We start from the raw sequence: 17,175 nt of genomic DNA on the forward strand, positions 1-17,175 counted from the left end.
GGGGTCACGCGGTTACTTCTTGTAGATCCGCTTGCGGGTCTGTTCGAGTTGCGCGAGCACGGTGTCGAGCTGCGCGGGATTCGCGACGAACTGCTGCATCCCCTTCATCCCTTCGTCGGCCATTTCCTTCGTCATGTCGCGGTCGTAGAACTGCGCGACGCCGCCCCGGGTGTCGGCGAGGATCCGGAAGCCGATGCGTGAGATCGGATCGGCCGGCTCCGGCGACTTGCCGTTGGCCGACAGCGAACCGAGCCCTTCGGCGAGCTTCGCGCCCATCTCGGGCGTTTCGACGAACGCGAGGAAGGTATGCGCGTCGGCCTTGTTCTTCGCCTTGGTCGGGATGTGCAGCGATTCGACCGGGCCGTCCTCGGCGGTCGGCACCTTCGGGTCGATGACGGGGAAGCGGTAATAGCCCATTTCCTGCTTCACGTTCGGCGGAAAGCCCGCGGCGATGAAGGTGCCCATCAGCATCATCGCGGCCTTGCCCTGGAACAGGAACGGTTGCGCGCCGTCGAGATCGTAGGACAGCGCGTTGTCGATGAAGTAGCCCGAGTCGATCAGCGATTTCCACGTCGTGTAGACCTTCTTCACGCGTGGATCGGTGTACGGCACGTCGCCGGCCATCAGCTGCTGGTGGAATGCGTTGCCGTTCAGGCGCAGGTCGAGATAGTCGAACCAGCCGGCGAGCGTCCACGCGTCGCGGCCGCCGATCGCGATCGGCGTGATGCCGGCCGCCTTCAGCTTCTTGCATGCATCGAGAAACTGGTCCCAGGTCTTCGGCTCGTCGGCGATGCCGACCTTGCCGAACAGGTCCTTGCGGTAGAACAGCCCCCACGAGTAATAGACGGTCGGCGCCGCATACTGCTTGCCGTTGTACGACGATGCGCTGCGCGTCGACGCGTACATCGCGTCCCAGCCGTTCTTCTTCCAGTCGCCGCTCAGGTCCTCGAACAGCCCGCGCTTCGCGTAGTACGCCATGCGCTCGCCCGCGTGCCAGTTCACGACGTCGGGCGCGACGGTCGTGAGCCATGCGGGGAGCTGCACCTTGTACGCTTCCTCGTCGACGAAGGTGGGCTTCACGTCGATGTCGGGATGAGCCTTGTGGAACGCTTCGATCGTCGACTGCCAGACCGCGCGCTGGCTGGCGCCCTTGAACGCGATGTTGATCGTCAGCGTACCCGCGTCGGCCGGCGCCGCGGCGCCGAACGAAGCGACTGCGATGGCGGCGGCGGTCGCAAACCGGGCGGCGACGCGAAGGGGGCGATGTGTCATGGGTGTCTCCATTCCTGTCTGTCGTTGTGCGTGACCGGCGCATCGCGGCGCCGGGGGCGGTTGCTACGAACGGCTGCTACGAACGGCTTCGATACACGGCGACGCCTTGCGGCTCGACCTGCGCGGCGCCGACCACGAACGCGGACGGCGGCACCGCATCGATCGTGTGCGGCGTGCTGCCGTAGTTGAATACGTAGGTCAGGCCGCCGCGCCGGCTCACGCGCACGCCGTCGCCGAGCGGCGACGGTGTCAGGCCGGCTTCGGCCGCGACGTCGGCGAACAGGCGCGCGGTGGTCGCGTCGTCGAACAGCGCGGCCCAGTAGTGCAGCGTGCCGTGCGACACACACGCCGGATGACCGTCGGCGAAGCGCGCGCGCACGACGCTGCGCGCGTCGTCGTCGCGCAGTTCGACGAGGTCGCGCCAGTGACGCGCGTCGCCGGTGAGCGGCGCGCCGTCGCGCAGCGTGCCGTCGATCCGCTCGGTCACGTTCGGCCGCAGCGATTCGACGCGCCACACGCGCATCGGCAGGATCGACGCGAGCGGGCCGGGCGGCAGCGTCGGCGGAATCCGCAGGTCGGCGGTCTTCGAGCCGGTGCGCGGGCCGAACACCGCATGCGCGCCGGATGCGGCGAGCCGTGCCGCGAAGTCGTCCGGCACGACCGGCAGCGGCGGCACGACGACGAGCCGGTAGCCGTCGAGCGGCGCGTGCGCGGACACGATGTCGACGTCGAGGCCGAGTGAACGCAGCGCCGAGTAGTACTCGAACGCGAAGCGCGGGTAGTGGAAATCGGCGCCTTGCGGCTGCACTTCGAACAGCCACTTCGCTTCGTAGTCGAACACCAGCGCGACGGGCGCACGCACCGCGCCGTTCGCGTCGGCATCGGCACCTGCGTCGAGCACGGCGACGATCTCCTGCGCGACGCGCTGCGCTTCGCGGCCGCCTTCGTCGAGCCGGTCGTCGGGCGTGTGCAGGCCCGCATGCATCTGCTCCTGCGCGAACGGCGCCTGCCGCCAGCGGAAGTACGACACGCAGCCGGCGCCGTGCGCGAACGCTTCCCAGCTCCACAGCCGCACCATGCCCGGCAGCGGCGCGGGGTTCCACTGCGCCCAGTTCACGGGGCCCGGCTGCTGCTCCATCACCCAGAACGGCAGCTTCGACATGCCGCGATAGAGGTCGTGATTGAACGACGCGAAATCCGGATGGCCGGTGCGCAGCCAGCGCGCCTTCACGTCGGGCGCGAACCATTGCTCCTCGAGCGCGCCGAGCGGATAGCTGTCCCAGGTCGCGACGTCGAGGTCGCGCGCCACGTCGTAATGATCGAACTCGGTGAAGAGCTGCATGAAGTTGTGCGCGACCGGGCGGCCCGGCGAATGCGCGCGGATCACGTCGACCTGCATCCGGTGATAGCGCGCGACTTCATCCGACGCGAAGCGCCGGTAGTCGAGGCGGTGCGACGGATGCGCTTCGGTCACGGTGCCGACCGGCGCATCGACTTCGTCGAAATGCCGGTATTCCATGCTCCAGAACACGGTGCCCCACGCGCGGTTCAGCGCGTCGATCGTGCCGTAGCGCGCCTGCAGCCATCCGCGAAAACGCACGAGCGCGGCGGGCGAGTAGCTGACGACCGTCTGGTGGCAGCCGAGCTCGTTGTCGGTCTGCCAGTAGCGCACGGCCGGGTGGCGGCCGTAGCGTTCGGCGACCGCGGTGCAGATGCGGCGCGACGCTTCCAGATAGGTCGGCGACGAGAAGTCGTAGTGGCGGCGCGAGCCGAACTTGCGCGGCCGGCCGTCCGCGCCGATCGCGAGGATGTCGGGGTGACGGTCGACGAGCCATTTCGGCGGTGTCGCGGTCGGCGTGCACATCACGATCTCGAGGCCGGCCGTGCCGAGCACGTCGATCGCGCGGTCGAGCCAGCCCCAGTCGTATTCGCCCGGCGACGGCTCGATGCGGCTCCACGCGAATTCGGCGATCCGCACCTGCGCGATGCCGAGGGCCTTCATCCGGCGGGCGTCGTCGGCCCACATCGATTCCGGCCAGTGTTCCGGGTAGTAACAGACTCCGAGGCGCATGCCCGATCCTTATGCGTAGTGGTGGACGGGAAGGTCGGCGCACGCGGGCACCGCGCGGCCGTCTTCGGTGAAGAGATGGCAGGCGGCGGCCGGCGCATGCGCGTGCACGCGTTCGCCGCGGCGCAGCGGGGCGTCGCCGGGCACCTTCGCGATCAGCGGCGTGCCGCCGGGCTGGTCGAGGTGCACGTAGGTCTGCTCGCCGAGGCGTTCGACGAGCGCGACGTCGCGCGCGAGCGTCGTCGCGTCGTGCGCGGCGCCGAGCGTCAGGTGTTCGGGGCGGATACCGAGCGTGACGGCCGCGCCGACCGCGAGCGCGGAACCGTCGCGCGGCAGCGTGAAGGTTTCGCCGGACAACACGACGGTGACGATCGTGCGCCGCGCGTCGCAGGCGGTGACGACGGCCGGCAGGAAGTTCATCCGCGGCGAGCCGATGAAGCCGGCGACGAAGCGGCTCGCCGGATGGTGATAGAGGTCGAGCGGCGCGCCGACCTGCGCGATGCTGCCGTGCCGCGCGGTGTCCGCGCCGGCGTGCAGCAGCACGATCTTGTCGGCGAGCGTCATCGCTTCGGTCTGGTCGTGCGTCACGTAGACGACGCTCGCGCGCTCGAACTGCCGGTGCAGCTTCGCGATCTCGATGCGGGTCTGGCCGCGCAGCGCCGCGTCGAGGTTCGACAGCGGCTCGTCGAACAGGAACACGCCGGGCTCGCGCACGATCGCGCGGCCGATCGCGACGCGCTGCCGCTGGCCGCCGGACAGCGCCTTCGGCTTGCGCTCGAGCAGCGTGTCGAGCTGCAGGATCCGCGCGGCGTCGCGCACCTTCCGGTCGATCTCGGCCTTCGGCACGCGCGCGAGCTTCAGCCCGAACGCCATGTTCTCGTAGACCGTCATGTGCGGAAACAGCGCGTAGCTCTGGAACACCATCGCGACGCCGCGCTCGGCGGCCGGCACGTCGTCGACGCGGCGGCCGTCGATCGACAGCTCGCCGTCGCTCAGGTCCTCGAGGCCCGCGATCATCCGCAGCAGGGTCGACTTGCCGCAGCCGGACGGGCCGAGGAACACGCAGAACTCGTGCGCGCCGATCTCCAGATCGACGTCGCGAATGACCGGCGCGTGCTCGCCATAGGCTTTCTGCACGCGTCGCATCGAGATGCTCGCCATTGTCTCCGCTCCATGTTCTAATGCGCCTTCGTCGATGCTTAAGCGCTTAAGCAACGCGATCAAAAAAAGAGCCGATCGCGATCGCGGCCGAGTCGCGCCCGTCGGTCGGGCGGCAGGGTGTGCGGCGATAGTGCGCCGCTTCGGTGAGCGAAGCAAATACTGGATCGACGTCTCATATAGTGGGCAAATCATGGCGACACTGGATGAAGTGGCCCGTCGCGCCGGCGTGACGGCCGCGACGGTCTCGAACGTGCTGCGCGACCGCGGCCGGGTCGGCGAAGCCACCCGCGCGCGGGTGCTCGAAGCGGTGCAGGCGCTCGGCTACCGGCCGCATCTGGCCGCGCGGGCGCTGGCGGAAGGGCGCGCGCCGACGGTCGCGCTGATGGTGTCGAGCATCGCGAACCCGTTCTATCCGGAGTTCGCGCTCGCGGTCGAGCGCGCGGTGCGGCGTAACGGGCAATTCCTGATCGTCTGCAATACGAACGAAGATCCGTTGCAGGGGCGCGCGTATCTCGACCAGATCGCCGGCACGATTTCCGAGGGGATTCTCGTGACCAACGCGAACCTGCACCTGCCGGATCTGGTCGACGTCGCGCGGCGCGGCGTGCCGGTCGTGCTGTGTCTGTGGGAGCGGCCCGATGCGCCGCCCGAAGGCTTGCCGTGCGTCGCGGTGGATTTCCGCGAGGCGGGGCGGATTGCGACGCGGCATCTGGTCGAACTCGGGCACAAGACGATCGGCGTGATCGTCGGCGGCTCGGCGAGCGGCGTGCAGGCGGCGCGCTACGACGGCTTCGTCGACGTGATGCGCGAAGCGGGGCTCGACGCGTCGATCGTCGCGGCCGAGCCCGATTCGATCGAAGGCGGTGTGCGTGCGGCGGGCCGGCTGCTCGACGCGCATCCCGGGCTGACCGCGCTGGTCGCGACCAACGACCTGCCCGCGATCGGCGCGCTGCACGCGGCCGCCGATCGCGGCCGGCGTGTGCCCGACGATCTGTCGATCGTCGGCATCACCGATATTCATCTGGCGAGCGATACGCGTCCTACGTTGACGACCGTCGCGATTCCGACCGCCGAGGCCGCGGGGCTCGCGGTCGAACTGCTCAACGCGTTGCGCGAGGCGGGCGGTCAGGTCGACGATGCATCGCGCGTGCGGACGGCGTCGGTGCCGAGGCTGGTGGTGCGCGGGACGACGGGGGTGGCGCGGGGGCGGCGCGCGATGGCTTAGCGGGCGAAGGCGGCTGCACGGGGTGCGTCGCGTAGTGTCATGCTTGCCGAAGCCGAAGCCGAAGCCGAAGCCGAAGCCGAAGCCGAAGCCGAAGCCGAAGCCGAAGCCGAAGCCGAAGCCGAAGCCGAAGCCGAAGCCGAAGCCGAAGCCGAAGCCGAAGCCGACGGGCTAAGCCTGAGTAGAGGCCGGCCGCGGGCCGGTAGATGGAATCACACGAGTGGCTCGATCACGCCCCAAGGCGCAGATCGTCCTCGACGAGCCGCGTCACGATGCGCCGGGCCGAATCGAGATGCGCGACCGTCATCGCGCGCGCGCCACGTGCGTTGCGTTCGCGGCACGCGTGCAGGATTTCTTCATGCTCGACCTGGAATGACGGCGTATCCGCGAGCAACGTTGCCTGAAGTCGTTCGTAGCGCTCGACCTGGCTGCGCAGCTCCGCGATCGCTTTCAACTGCCGCTCGTTGCCGCAGCATGAATACAGCAGCGCATGGAATTCGCGGTTCAGCTCGCCTTGCCGGCGCGGCACGTTCGATTCGCCGAGCAGCCGGTGCACGAGTTCCGCGCGCGCGAGCGTTTCGTCGTCGAGCCGCTTCACGCTGCGGTAGATCGCGTCGCCTTCGAGCAGCGTGCGCATGTCGTAGATCTCCTGCACGTCGGATGCGCTCAGCATCCGCACGACCGCGCCGCGATTCCTGAAGATATCCAGCAATCCTTCGCGTTCGAGGCGCTGGATCGCCTCGCGCATCGGAATCCGGCTGATGCCGAAGCGTTCGGCGAGGTCGCGCTCGACGAGCCGCTCGCCTGCCTGCAACTCGCCGTTGATGATCATCTCCCGCAACGATGCGGCCACCGCGTCCGCCGTCGAATCGAGTCTGGCTTCCATGTTCCCGTGCTCCTCATTTTGGAATAATGGTATACCAAATGACATTCCGGTGCCACAATGACGACCTCACGTTCCGATATCGAAGGAGAGCGAGATGGCGCATGGCGAACACAAGTACCGCGTGGCAGTGGAGTGGACCGGCAACCTGGGAACCGGTACTTCGGGGTATCGCGAATACGGCCGCGATCACGTGATCCGCGCGGGTTCGAAGCCGGACATTCCGGGCTCGTCGGACGCGGCGTTCCGCGGCGATGCGGCGCGCTGGAATCCGGAAGACTTGCTGCTCGCGTCGGCCTCGGCGTGTCACAAGCTCTGGTATCTGCATCTGTGTTCCGATGCGGGCATCCGCGTGCTGGCGTATGTGGACGACGCGGAAGGGACGATGCTCGACAGCCCCGGGCCGGGGCGCTTCACCGAAATCGTGCTGCATCCGCGCGTGACGATCCAGGCGGGCGACGATCGTGCGCTCGCCGAGCGGCTGCATCACGACGCGCATGCGAAGTGCTATGTGGCGAACTCCGTGAACTTCCCGATCCGGTGCGAGCCGGTGATCGAGGTCGCGGAAGCGTGATGCATGCCGGGGAGAGGGCGTTGAAGCGTTCTATTCCCCAAGCAATGCAAGCGTGACGTGCCATTTCGTGCTGGCAGAGGTCGGGAAGCCGAAGCCGCGGCTTGCACCCGCGCTCTCGCCTAGGCGATGTGTTTTCGCTGGCGAGGTATGACGAGAGATCCTCGCGGTTCATCGCTCAGAAAAACCGATACTCGTTTGTATCCGGAAATCGATAAGTCGATCGAATTGATTATTCGTATTCCTTATTGAATAAATCTGAGGCGCTCGCGGTGCGTGTCAATTGGACGCGTCTGAAATTCGAAATTTGTGGTTTCAATTCAACGGTTTGGCAATTGTTGACAGTCGTTCTTTTGGTGCTTCGGTAGGCTCGGGTTCAAGAACCAATGAACGGACGCGGGCCGCGTCGACGAGAATGAACAAGAATACGCACCGCCTGGTGTATTCCAGGCTTCGGGGTATGGTGGTGGCCGTCGCGGAGACGGCGACTTCCGAGAGGAAATCGGCAACGGGCGAAGCCCGTGCACGACGGCGTTCATCGGCGTCCGGCACGCGCGCCGTTGCGGCGGGCGTCGCCGTGCTCGGCATGCTGCCCGCCTTGTCCGGTGCGCAGATCGTCCCGACGCCCGGCACCAGCACACAGGTGATCCAGACGCCGAACGGCTTGCCGCAAGTCAACGTGGCGCGGCCGTCGAGCGCAGGCGTCTCGGTCAACACCTACAACCAGTTCGATGTGCAGAAGGCCGGTGCGATCCTGAACAACTCGGCCACGATGGTTCAGACGCAGCAGGCGGGCTGGATCAATGGCAACCCGAACTACGGAGCCGGGCAGGCCGCGCGGATCATCGTCAATCAGGTCAACAGCCCGAATCCGTCCCAGATTCGCGGGACAGTCGAGATCGCAGGCGCCCGTGCGGAACTTGTGCTGGCTAACCCGTCCGGGATTTTTGTCGACGGCGGGGGCTTTCTCAATACCAGTCGCGCGACCCTGACAACCGGCGTGCCGTTTTACGGCGCCGATGGGTCGCTTGCCGGCTACAACGTTAATCGCGGCCTCGTGACCGTTGCTGGTGCAGGCCTGAATGCGGCCAATATCGATCAGGTCGATCTGATTGCGCGCGCGGTGCAGGTGAACGCAGCGGTCTACGCGAAGAATCTGAACGTGATCGCCGGCGCGAGCCAGATCAATCACGACACGCTTGCCGCGACGCCGATCGCTGGCGACGGCCCCGCGTCGTCGGTTGCAATCGACGTGAGTCAGTTGGGAGGCATGTACAGCAATCGGATCTTCCTCGCCTCGAACGAGAATGGCGTAGGGGTGGCCAGCGCCGGTACGATCGCGGCGCAGGCGGGCGATTTGACGCTGCAGTCGAACGGCCGGCTCGTACTCACAGGCAAGACGACCGCGAGCGGCAATCTCGCGCTGTCGGCGACCGGCGGCATACAGAACGACGGCACGACGTACGCGCAGCAATCGCTGTCGGCCAGCACAACCGCCGATCTCACGAACAGCGGGACGCTCGCGGCGCAGCAGAATACGACAGTGAATGCCGGCAGCGTCAACTCGACCGGCACGCTCGGCGCGGGCGTAAGCAACGACGGCACGGTTGGGCACAGTGGTGACCTGAGCCTGACAGCATCGGGCCAACTGAGCGCGATCGGCCAGAACGTCGCGGGCGGCAACGCATCGCTGACCGGCGCCAGCGTGACGCTTGCCGGCTCCCGGACGGCGGCGAACGGCAATCTCTCGCTGAACGCGACGGCCGGCGACGTGAACTTGTCGAACGCAACGACGAGCGCACAAGGCGCGATTCAGGCGAATGCGTCCGGCGCGGTGATCAACGATCACGGCAGCTTGTCGAGCGGCGGCAGCACGGCATTGACCGGCGCTAGCCTGTCGAATCAAAGCGGCAACGTCTCGTCGCAGGGTCCGCTGTCGGTCAACGTGGCCGGCCAGATCGCCAACCAGTCCGGTGAACTGGTCTCCGAAAGCACGGCCGACCTACATGGCGGTGCCATCGCGAACGACCAGGGCACGATTCAAAGCGCGGCCGGCATGACAGTGTCCGGTGCGTCACTGGATAACACGGCAGGGCGGATCACATCGCTCAACGGCGATGGCTTGTCGGTGACGACGAGCGGTCAATTGACCAACGCCGCAGGGACGACCTCGAACGGCGCGCAAGGCGGTGTCATCGGCGGCAACGGCGATGTTTCGGTTCGCGGCGCAAACGTTGTCAACCGCGGTGCGATGACTTCCAACACGAATTTGCGTGTGGCGGGCCAGTCGGTCGACAACAGCGGCGGTACGCTGCAGGCTGCGCAAAACGTCGCGGTGGATGCCGGTGCGTACCTTGCGAACGACGGCGGGGCGATCGTCGGCAATACGGCCACGGTTAGCGCGACGACCCTCGACAACAGCGCCGGCACCGTGCAGGCCGACCAGGTGTCGTTGAACGCGACTGACCTCGTGAATCATGGCGGCACGATCACGCAGACCGGCGCCGGCACGATGAGCGTGAACGTGTCGGGTACGCTCGACAACTCGAATGGCGGCACGCTGCAAACGAACAGCACCGACCTGACGTTCACCCCCACCGCGCTCATTAATGACGGCGGCACGATCACGCATGCAGGCAACGGTACTCTGATGCTCGGAGGCGGTTCGGGTTCCGTGTCGAACGTAGGCGGTTCGATCGCGAGCAACGGGCGCGTCGTCGTGCAAACCGGCACATTGAACAACACGGCGGGCTCGATCAACGCGCAGAACGGACTGACGGCAACCGTCGGCGGCACGTTGAACAACGCGAATGGCAAGCTGTTATCGAACACGGACCTGAGCGTCACCAGCGGCACACTGTCGAACGATCGCGGTCAGCTCGGCGCCAGCACGAACGCGACGATCCGCACCGGCTCGATGACGAACCAGGGCGGATCGACCGTTGCACCAAACCTGTCAGTCACCGCCGATTCGACGCTCGACAACAGCGGCGGCAAGCTCGAAGCCAATCAGCTTGCGCTGACGGCAGTGAACCTCGTGAACCACGGCGGTACGATCACGCAGTATGGATCGTCGGCGATGGGGATGAACGTCAGCGGCACGCTCGACAACTCGGCTGCCGGCGTGATTCAGACCAACAGCACGGACCTGACGCTCACCCCTGCCGAGTTGAACAACACAGGCGGCACCATTACGCACGCTGGCACGGGTACGCTGACGATCGGGCCAGGCAACGGATCGAGCGCGCTGAACAACGCGTGGGGCGCCATCGTGACGAAGGGGCAAGCCGTCGTCAACGCGGCTTCCTGGAACAACGCGAGCGGTATCCTCGCCGCGCAGCGCGGCATTAACGCGACCATTGCGGGCGACGCGAACAATGCGCAAGGCCTGCTCCGGTCTGATGCGTCCCTGTCGTTGAGGAACGGCGGTGCTTTGTCAAACCGGGGCGGGCACATCCAGGCCGGGCAATCGGTTGCGGGTGACACCAGCACGCTCGCCATTCAATCGGCCTCGATCGACAACGCGGACGGTGCCATTGTCGACCTCGGCGCGGGCAAGATGATGGTGCAAGGCGGTAGCCAGATCGCCAACAGCCACGCCGGCGGTGTAGCGGGCATGGGCGCGATTACCGGTAACGGCGATGTGACTGTCAGCGCAGCGTCGATCAGCAACACGCAAGGCGGTCAGCTCAGCGGCGCATCGCTGCATGTTCAAGGCGACACCTTGGACAACAGCGGCGGCACGATTGGCAACGTCACGAATTCGAACGGCGACGTGAACGTCACGACAACCGGCACGATCACGAACACCAATGGCCAGATCAGCTCGACGCACGATCTGTCGGTCGCGGCGGCCACGCTGCTGGTCGGCGGTACATATAGCGCGACGCATGACGCCAACGTGAGCCTTCAAGGCGACTATACGGCGACGGCCGACACCCAGTTCAATGTAGGCCACGACCTCGGCTTCACGTTGCCGGGCACCTTCATGAACAACGCGAACCTGCAGTCGGTCAACAACTTGAGCATCAACGCGGGCAATATCGTCAACGTAGGTGCCCTGACGGCCGGCGGCCTGCTGCACACGCAATCGACGAACCTGACCAATACCGGTGCGCTCGTGGGCGCCAGCGTTTCGCTCAACGCGACGAATACGATCTCGAACCTCGGGCCGACCGCGCTCATCGGTGCATCGGACAGCAACGGTACGCTGGAAATCCTCGCGCACGACATCGAAAACCGCGATGACGCGACCGCGACCGATTCGATGGCGACGACGGCGATCTTCGGCATGGGCAAGGTCGTGCTGGCAGGCGGCAAGGACGCGAGCGGCAACTACACGAATGCGGTGCGGGTCAACAACGTATCGGCGCTGATCCAGTCCGGCGCAGACATGGAACTGCACGCCGACAAGGTGACGAGCACGCGGCGCGTGATGAAGACCTCCACCAGCCAGATCGATCCGGCATCGCTCGCACAGTTCGGCGTTCCGATCAGCGGCCGCACGGGCCAGGTTGGCGTGAAGGATCCGGAGAGCATCGGCGGCGTCTATACCGAGCCGCCTCATGGCGGCCAGTGGAACAGCACGTATCAGTACACGACGTACTATGCGGACAGCGCGACGGCGACGACCGTGACGGACCTCAGTCCGGCCGCGCAGATCGTTTCGGGCGGCAAGATCGATGCATCGTCGGTCGGCACGCTGCAAAACTACTGGAGCAACCTCGCGGCGGTCGGCGATATCAAGATGCCGGCCCACTACGACGCCGACGGCTGGGCAGCATCCGGTCAGACACTGCCGGGCGTGACGGTTTCCTACTCGGGGCAATATCACTACAACAACTACGACAACAGCGAATACGACTGGAAATTGCCGTTCGGCAATGCGCCGTTCGTCGGTAGTCGCCCGGGCGGCTATACGCAGGCGGCACCGGCGTCGATCAAGGACTACACGCTGCCCGGCTACTTTTCGACGATGAGTTCGAACGGCACGATTTCCGGCACGGGTGTCAGCGTCAACAACACGGCCGGTAACGCATCGATTCCGTCGCTCGGTTTGCTGCCTGGTCAGTCCGTGCCGGGTCTCACGCCGACGAATTTGAGTGGTAACGCTAGCGGCGCGAAATCGGGGGCGTCGTCGGTGCACGGAGGTCCGCCCGCGCCGGTCAACCCAATCATCGCGAGCGCGACCGCGCTGAACGTGCTCGACAACCTCACGATTCCGCAGGGCGGGCTGTTCAAACCGACCACTGCGCCGAACGCAAGCTATGTGATCGAGACGAACCCGGCTTTCACGAACCAGAAGAACTTCATTTCGAGTGACTACTTCTTCGGCCAGCTCGGCGTCGATCTCACGCACATTCCGAAGCGACTTGGTGACGGCTTCTACGAACAGCAGCTCGTGCGTAACGAAGTCACGGCGCTGACCGGCAAGGCGGTGCTTGGACCGTATGCGGACCTGCAGACGATGTACCAATCGCTGATGGCAGCGGGCGCGGATTTTTCGAAGTCACTCGATTTGCCAATTGGCGCGAGCCTGTCGGCCGATCAGGTGTCGAAGCTGACCAGCAACGTGATCATGATGGAAACGCGCGTGGTCGACGGTCAGACGGTGCTCGTGCCGGTCGTGTATCTCGCCAAGGCCAGCCAGCAGAATATCAACGGCCCATTGATCAGCGCGACGAACATCGATTTCCAGAACGCGCAGTCATTTACCAATAGCGGAACGATCAAGGCGGACAACACGCTGGCGATCCAGGGCAAGCAGATCGACAACGCGTTCGGCGCGCTGCAAAGCGGCGGGCTGATATCGCTGAAGACCGAGAAAAACATTGATCTAACGTCGGCGAATGTGAAGGCTGGCAGCCTTCAGCTTGACGCCGGGAAGGACCTGATTCTCGACGCGGCGACGAAGACGAATACGCGCGTGAGCCGCGACGGCGCGACGAGCGTGGTGACGACGCTCGGACCGACCGCCAAACTGGATGTCGCGGGCGACGCATCGATCGTCACCGGTGGTAACTTCCAGCAGAACGCGGGCAACCTGTCGGTCGGCGGCAACCTCGGGATGAATGTCGGCGGCAACTGGGATCTCGGTGCGGTCCAGGCGGGCGAGCACAAGATCGTGCAGCGCGCGAACGGCGTGTCGAATACCGACATCAACAAAGTCACCGGCAGCTCGGTGGCGGTCGGCGGGCAATCGATGATCGGCGTTGGCGGAGACCTGACCGCTAAGGGGGCACAGGTCGATTTGGGCCAAGGCGGCACGATTGCCGCCAAGGGTAATGTGACGCTCGGCGCGGCGAGTGCGACGTCGACCGTGAACAGCAACAGTTCGGGCAGCGACAGTCACGGCAGCTACGCGGAGACGCTGCATACGTCGGATCAGGCGCTGACCGGGAGCACGCTCAAGGGCGGTGATACGGTCAATATCGTGTCGGGCAGCGACATTACGCTCTCCGGCAGCGCGATCAGCCTCGACAAGGGTAATGCGAACCTGCTGGCGGCCGGCAACGTGAACGTCGCCGCAGCAACCGAGACGCACGAACTCAATTCGCATGAAACGCATAGTCATAGCAATGTTGTGAGCGGCGTGAAGATTGCGAGCGGGATCGACCAGACCATGACGTTGAATCAGGGCAGTCTCGTATCGGCGGACGGCGTGAATATCGTCAGCGGGAAGGACGTCAACGTTCAGGGCAGTACCATCGTTGGAACGAACGATGTTGCGCTCACTGCTGCGCGCAATGTCACGATTACGGCTTCGCGGGATACCTTGCAGTCGTCGAGCTACTACAACAAGAAGGAATTGGGACTGATGTCGGGTGGTGGCCTGTCGGTGTCGGTCGGCAGTAGCTCGCTGAAGACGACCAGTCAGACGAACGAGGTATCGAACAACGGCAGTACGATCGGCTCGCTGAAGGGCACCGTCGGCATCACGGCCGGGAACGACCTGCACGTAACGGGAAGCGACCTGATTGCCGCGCAGAACATCAGCGGCACAGGTGCGAACGTGACGATCGACGCGGCGCAGGATACGCATCACCGCGGCGAGACGCAGGAAGCATCGAAGAGTGGCTTGACGCTGGCGTTGAAGGCGCCGGTGATCGACGCGGTGTCGAATGCCGTGGGGCAATCGCGTGCGGCCGGCAATAGCCAGGATGGTCGTGCGGCAGCGTTGCACGGGATGGCAGCGGCAAGCGCGGCGTGGGATGCAAACGTGGCCGCGGGCGATGTGGTCCGGGCGCTGGGGGCGGGCGAAACGCCGCAGTTCAAAGTCGAAGTCAGCGTCGGCAGTAGCCACAGCGAGAGCGCATTCACTGAGGACAGTGTGACGAATCGTGGCTCCAGCGTCACCGCGGGCGGAACAGCGGCGTTCGCGGCGACCGGCAATGGTCAGTCAGGCCGTGGCAATGTGACGATCGCCGGCTCGAACGTGAACGCAAACGATGTGATTCTGGCAGCGAAGAATCAGGTCAATATCGTCAATACAACGGACACCGATTCGACGCGCAGCACGAACGAATCGAAGAGCGCGAGCGTGGGCGTGTCGGTCGGCACTGGCGGCTTTGGTATTTCGGCGGCGATGTCGAAGGCCAACGGCGACGGCAACAGCGATCTGGCCACGCAGAACAGCAGTCACGTGAATGCAGCAAACGGCGTGACGATCATCTCGGGCGGCGACACGAACATCATCGGCTCGAACGTGAAGGGCAATCAGGTGAATGCCGATGTGGGCGGGAATCTGAACATCGTCAGCGTGCAGGATACGCTGACGAGCGCGGCGCATCAGTCGAGTTCGGGTGGCGGATTCAGCATCAGTCAAGGCGGCGCCAGTGCGAGCTTCAGCCAGAGCAAGGGCAATGCCACGGGCAGTTATGCGGGCGTCAACGAGCAAGCCGGAATTCACGCGGGCGATGGCGGCTTCAATATCAACGTCACTGGCAATACCGACCTGAAGGGCGGGCTAATCGCGAGTGAAGCGGATGCGTCGAAGAGCACGCTGACGACGGGTTCGCTGTCCTTCTCGGACATTCAAAATCAGTCGCACTACGATGCGAGTTCAAGCGGCTTCAGCGCAGGCGCGACGACAGGCGATGGCGGGATGAATTACAGCACGCATGGCAGCGCGTCGGGGAAGAATGCGGGCGGCGCCGCGCCCATGCTCGGACAGAGCGACAGCGGCAGTGATAGTGCAACGACGAAGAGCGGCGTAAGCGCGGGGACCGTCACGATTACGGATGCGGCAAACCAGAAGCAGGACGTGGCGAGCTTGAACCGCGATACGACGAATACGAACGGTACGGTCGCCAAACTCCCCGACATGCAGAATCTCTTGAGCAATCAAGCGGACATGATGGCTGCGGCCAGTGCGGCTGGCGAAGCGGTGTCGCGCCGGATCGGGGACTACGCGGACAAGATGATGAAAGACGCCGCCGCGAACGGTGATCAGGCCGGTGTCGACGCTTGGAAGGAGGGCGGAGCGAACCGTGCATTGATGCAAGGTGCCGGTGCGGCGTTGGTAACGGGGTTGGCGGGCGGAAATGCGGTAGGTGGTGCCGCCGGTGCGGCGATTGCTTCGATCGCGTCGGGCAAGCTGAATGAGCTGAGTAGTGCGATCGCAGGCAGCGATCCGACCGGCAACGCCAATATGAATCAGGCACTGGGCAATATCGTGGCGAATGTGCTTGCGACAGGGGCTGGTGCGGCCGTCGGCGGGGAATCGGGAGCGTTCTCGGCATACAACGTGGATCGGTTTAACCGGCAGCTGCATCCTGAAGAAAAGACGCTCGCGAAGCAGCTAGCAGAGAAGAGCAAAGGTAAATATACCCAAGCGCAGATTGAAGATCAGATGAGAATCATGGGTGTGTCTGTTAATGGCAAGCATCAATCAGCTGCGCCGGAGACGCTGGTGGGGCCAGAGCCGACGGACTCCGGGGCCAAATGGATTTATGCGGGTTCGACAGCCGACGGGAAACCAATTCTGACCCAGGCGACAGCACAGGTGAATTCGGATCTGCAGGCATACATCGTGGCAAACGCGAACTCGGCTGCGCCTGCTCAGGTACCGAGCCAGTTTAACTATGATCGTTCTACAGGCGGCGGGGGGTTCAATCTGACGGGACCGTTTACGAAGTTCGACCAGTCGGATGCGAACTATGTGAAGAGCACGACTGCGGATACGGCCTCGATGGTGTCGAATACCGCAGGGTGGATTTCGTCGACTGCGGCAACGGGGGGTGCCGTGCCGTCACCCTTTGCTCCAGCGTTTGGAACAATTGCCTACGGAGCGACGGTCGTGGGTATCGGAGCCGACGCCGTGTCCCAACTGGTAAGTCCCAATGCAGGTCAATACACTTACGAAGGTGCTTTGGCACTGGGTGGTCAAGTGGTTGGAGACAAAATTCCTATCGCGTCGCTGGTCATCAATGGCACATCCGAAGTCATAAAAAAGCAGCCATTCTCAACGACGATTGGCAACTGGGTTGGCCAGCAGTTGAATTCGATTTTCGGTCCGAGTGCCGACAAGGGAAAGAAATGAGACTCATCGAAGACGGTAATTTCTCAGGGTGGCTTAGAGTTGTCCTTTTTTTGATTGGTTTAGCCTTGGCTGCGGGCGGGCTTGGACTTGACCAAATGCCCCGATGGATCAGGGCTGCGGCATTCATCTTTGGCTTTGCGATGATGGCCATTGGAGGCATTTCCAGTCGAGCGCATATGCTGAAGATCAAGCCTTTTGATAACAGTTATAAAAGGGCGCGAGCGAGCTACGAAGTGAAGGCCGACGAACCGGACAAGAAGTGATGCGCCGATAACATGCTCGACTGAACTGTCGCCAACGATCAGATATCTAGAAAAACACATGAGAACTATTCTCCGGGGCAGGCGCGATGGCCGCGGCCAGTGCGGCTGGCGAAGCGGTGCCGTGCCGGATCGCGAGACTACGTGGACAAGGATAAGTTCCTATTGGCAGTCTGTAGCAAGTAGTATTTCTGGGA

General features: G+C 64.4%; 9 protein-coding genes. 5 read left to right on the plus strand and 4 right to left on the minus strand.

Going from position 1 to position 17,175, the window contains the following annotated elements:
- Positions 1 to 12: 12 nt before the first annotated feature.
- The 3 genes from U5A56_RS12950 to U5A56_RS12960 form a co-directional block, all read right to left on the minus strand.
- Positions 13 to 1,272: an ABC transporter substrate-binding protein gene (locus U5A56_RS12950; RefSeq protein ID WP_321922687.1), complete on the minus strand. Its 1,260-nt coding sequence runs from the start codon at positions 1,270 to 1,272 to the stop codon at positions 13 to 15.
- Between the two features lie 76 nt (positions 1,273 to 1,348).
- Positions 1,349 to 3,343: a beta-galactosidase gene (locus U5A56_RS12955; RefSeq protein WP_321922689.1), complete on the minus strand. Its 1,995-nt coding sequence runs from the start codon at positions 3,341 to 3,343 to the stop codon at positions 1,349 to 1,351.
- 9 nt (positions 3,344 to 3,352) lie between these two features.
- Positions 3,353 to 4,501 carry a sn-glycerol-3-phosphate ABC transporter ATP-binding protein UgpC gene (locus U5A56_RS12960; protein WP_321798057.1) on the minus strand — a complete coding sequence of 383 codons (1,149 nt, stop codon included), beginning with the start codon at positions 4,499 to 4,501 and terminating at the stop codon, positions 3,353 to 3,355.
- A 190-nt stretch (positions 4,502 to 4,691) separates the two neighbouring features.
- Between U5A56_RS12960 and U5A56_RS12965 the strand changes: the two genes are divergently transcribed.
- Positions 4,692 to 5,726 carry a LacI family DNA-binding transcriptional regulator gene (locus U5A56_RS12965; RefSeq protein ID WP_039318647.1) on the plus strand — a complete coding sequence of 345 codons (1,035 nt, stop codon included), beginning with the start codon at positions 4,692 to 4,694 and terminating at the stop codon, positions 5,724 to 5,726.
- Between the two features lie 43 nt (positions 5,727 to 5,769).
- On the plus strand, positions 5,770 to 5,898 hold the full coding sequence (locus U5A56_RS12970; RefSeq protein WP_321922690.1) for a hypothetical protein: 129 nt from the start codon (positions 5,770 to 5,772) through the stop codon (positions 5,896 to 5,898).
- Between the two features lie 54 nt (positions 5,899 to 5,952).
- Here the strand turns inward: U5A56_RS12970 and U5A56_RS12975 are convergent, their stop codons facing one another.
- On the minus strand, positions 5,953 to 6,609 hold the full coding sequence (locus U5A56_RS12975) for a GntR family transcriptional regulator (RefSeq protein ID WP_321922691.1): 657 nt from the start codon (positions 6,607 to 6,609) through the stop codon (positions 5,953 to 5,955).
- A 94-nt stretch (positions 6,610 to 6,703) separates the two neighbouring features.
- Between U5A56_RS12975 and U5A56_RS12980 the strand changes: the two genes are divergently transcribed.
- The 3 genes from U5A56_RS12980 (at position 6,704) to U5A56_RS12990 (ending at position 16,981) form a co-directional block, all read left to right on the plus strand.
- On the plus strand, positions 6,704 to 7,180 hold the full coding sequence (locus tag U5A56_RS12980; RefSeq protein WP_321922693.1) for an OsmC family protein: 477 nt from the start codon (positions 6,704 to 6,706) through the stop codon (positions 7,178 to 7,180).
- A gap of 412 nt (positions 7,181 to 7,592) precedes the next feature.
- The gene (locus tag U5A56_RS12985; RefSeq protein ID WP_321922697.1) at positions 7,593 to 16,718 is read left to right on the plus strand and encodes a hemagglutinin repeat-containing protein; all 9,126 of its coding nucleotides are present in this window, start codon (positions 7,593 to 7,595) and stop codon (positions 16,716 to 16,718) included.
- A complete protein-coding gene (locus U5A56_RS12990) occupies positions 16,715 to 16,981 on the plus strand; it encodes a hypothetical protein (protein ID WP_321922699.1) in 267 nt (88 codons plus the stop codon). The genes U5A56_RS12985 and U5A56_RS12990 overlap by 4 nt, the downstream gene beginning before the upstream one ends.
- Positions 16,982 to 17,175: the final 194 nt, after the last annotated feature.

This window comes from Burkholderia sp. BCC1998 (genome assembly GCF_905339875.1).
GTDB lineage: Bacteria > Pseudomonadota > Gammaproteobacteria > Burkholderiales > Burkholderiaceae > Burkholderia.

Bases quoted from the DNA above. Each gene is read 5' to 3' on its own strand.
- U5A56_RS12950 (WP_321922687.1), bottom strand. From the start codon at position 1,272: ATGACACATCGCCCCCTTCGCGTCGCCGCCCGGTTTGCGACCGCCGCC.
- U5A56_RS12955 (WP_321922689.1), bottom strand. From the start codon at position 3,343: ATGCGCCTCGGAGTCTGTTACTACCCGGAACACTGGCCGGAATCGATG.
- U5A56_RS12960 (WP_321798057.1), bottom strand. From the start codon at position 4,501: ATGGCGAGCATCTCGATGCGACGCGTGCAGAAAGCCTATGGCGAGCAC.
- U5A56_RS12965 (WP_039318647.1), top strand. From the start codon at position 4,692: ATGGCGACACTGGATGAAGTGGCCCGTCGCGCCGGCGTGACGGCCGCG.
- U5A56_RS12975 (WP_321922691.1), bottom strand. From the start codon at position 6,609: ATGGAAGCCAGACTCGATTCGACGGCGGACGCGGTGGCCGCATCGTTG.
- U5A56_RS12980 (WP_321922693.1), top strand. From the start codon at position 6,704: ATGGCGCATGGCGAACACAAGTACCGCGTGGCAGTGGAGTGGACCGGC.
- U5A56_RS12985 (WP_321922697.1), top strand. From the start codon at position 7,593: ATGAACAAGAATACGCACCGCCTGGTGTATTCCAGGCTTCGGGGTATG.
- U5A56_RS12990 (WP_321922699.1), top strand. From the start codon at position 16,715: ATGAGACTCATCGAAGACGGTAATTTCTCAGGGTGGCTTAGAGTTGTC.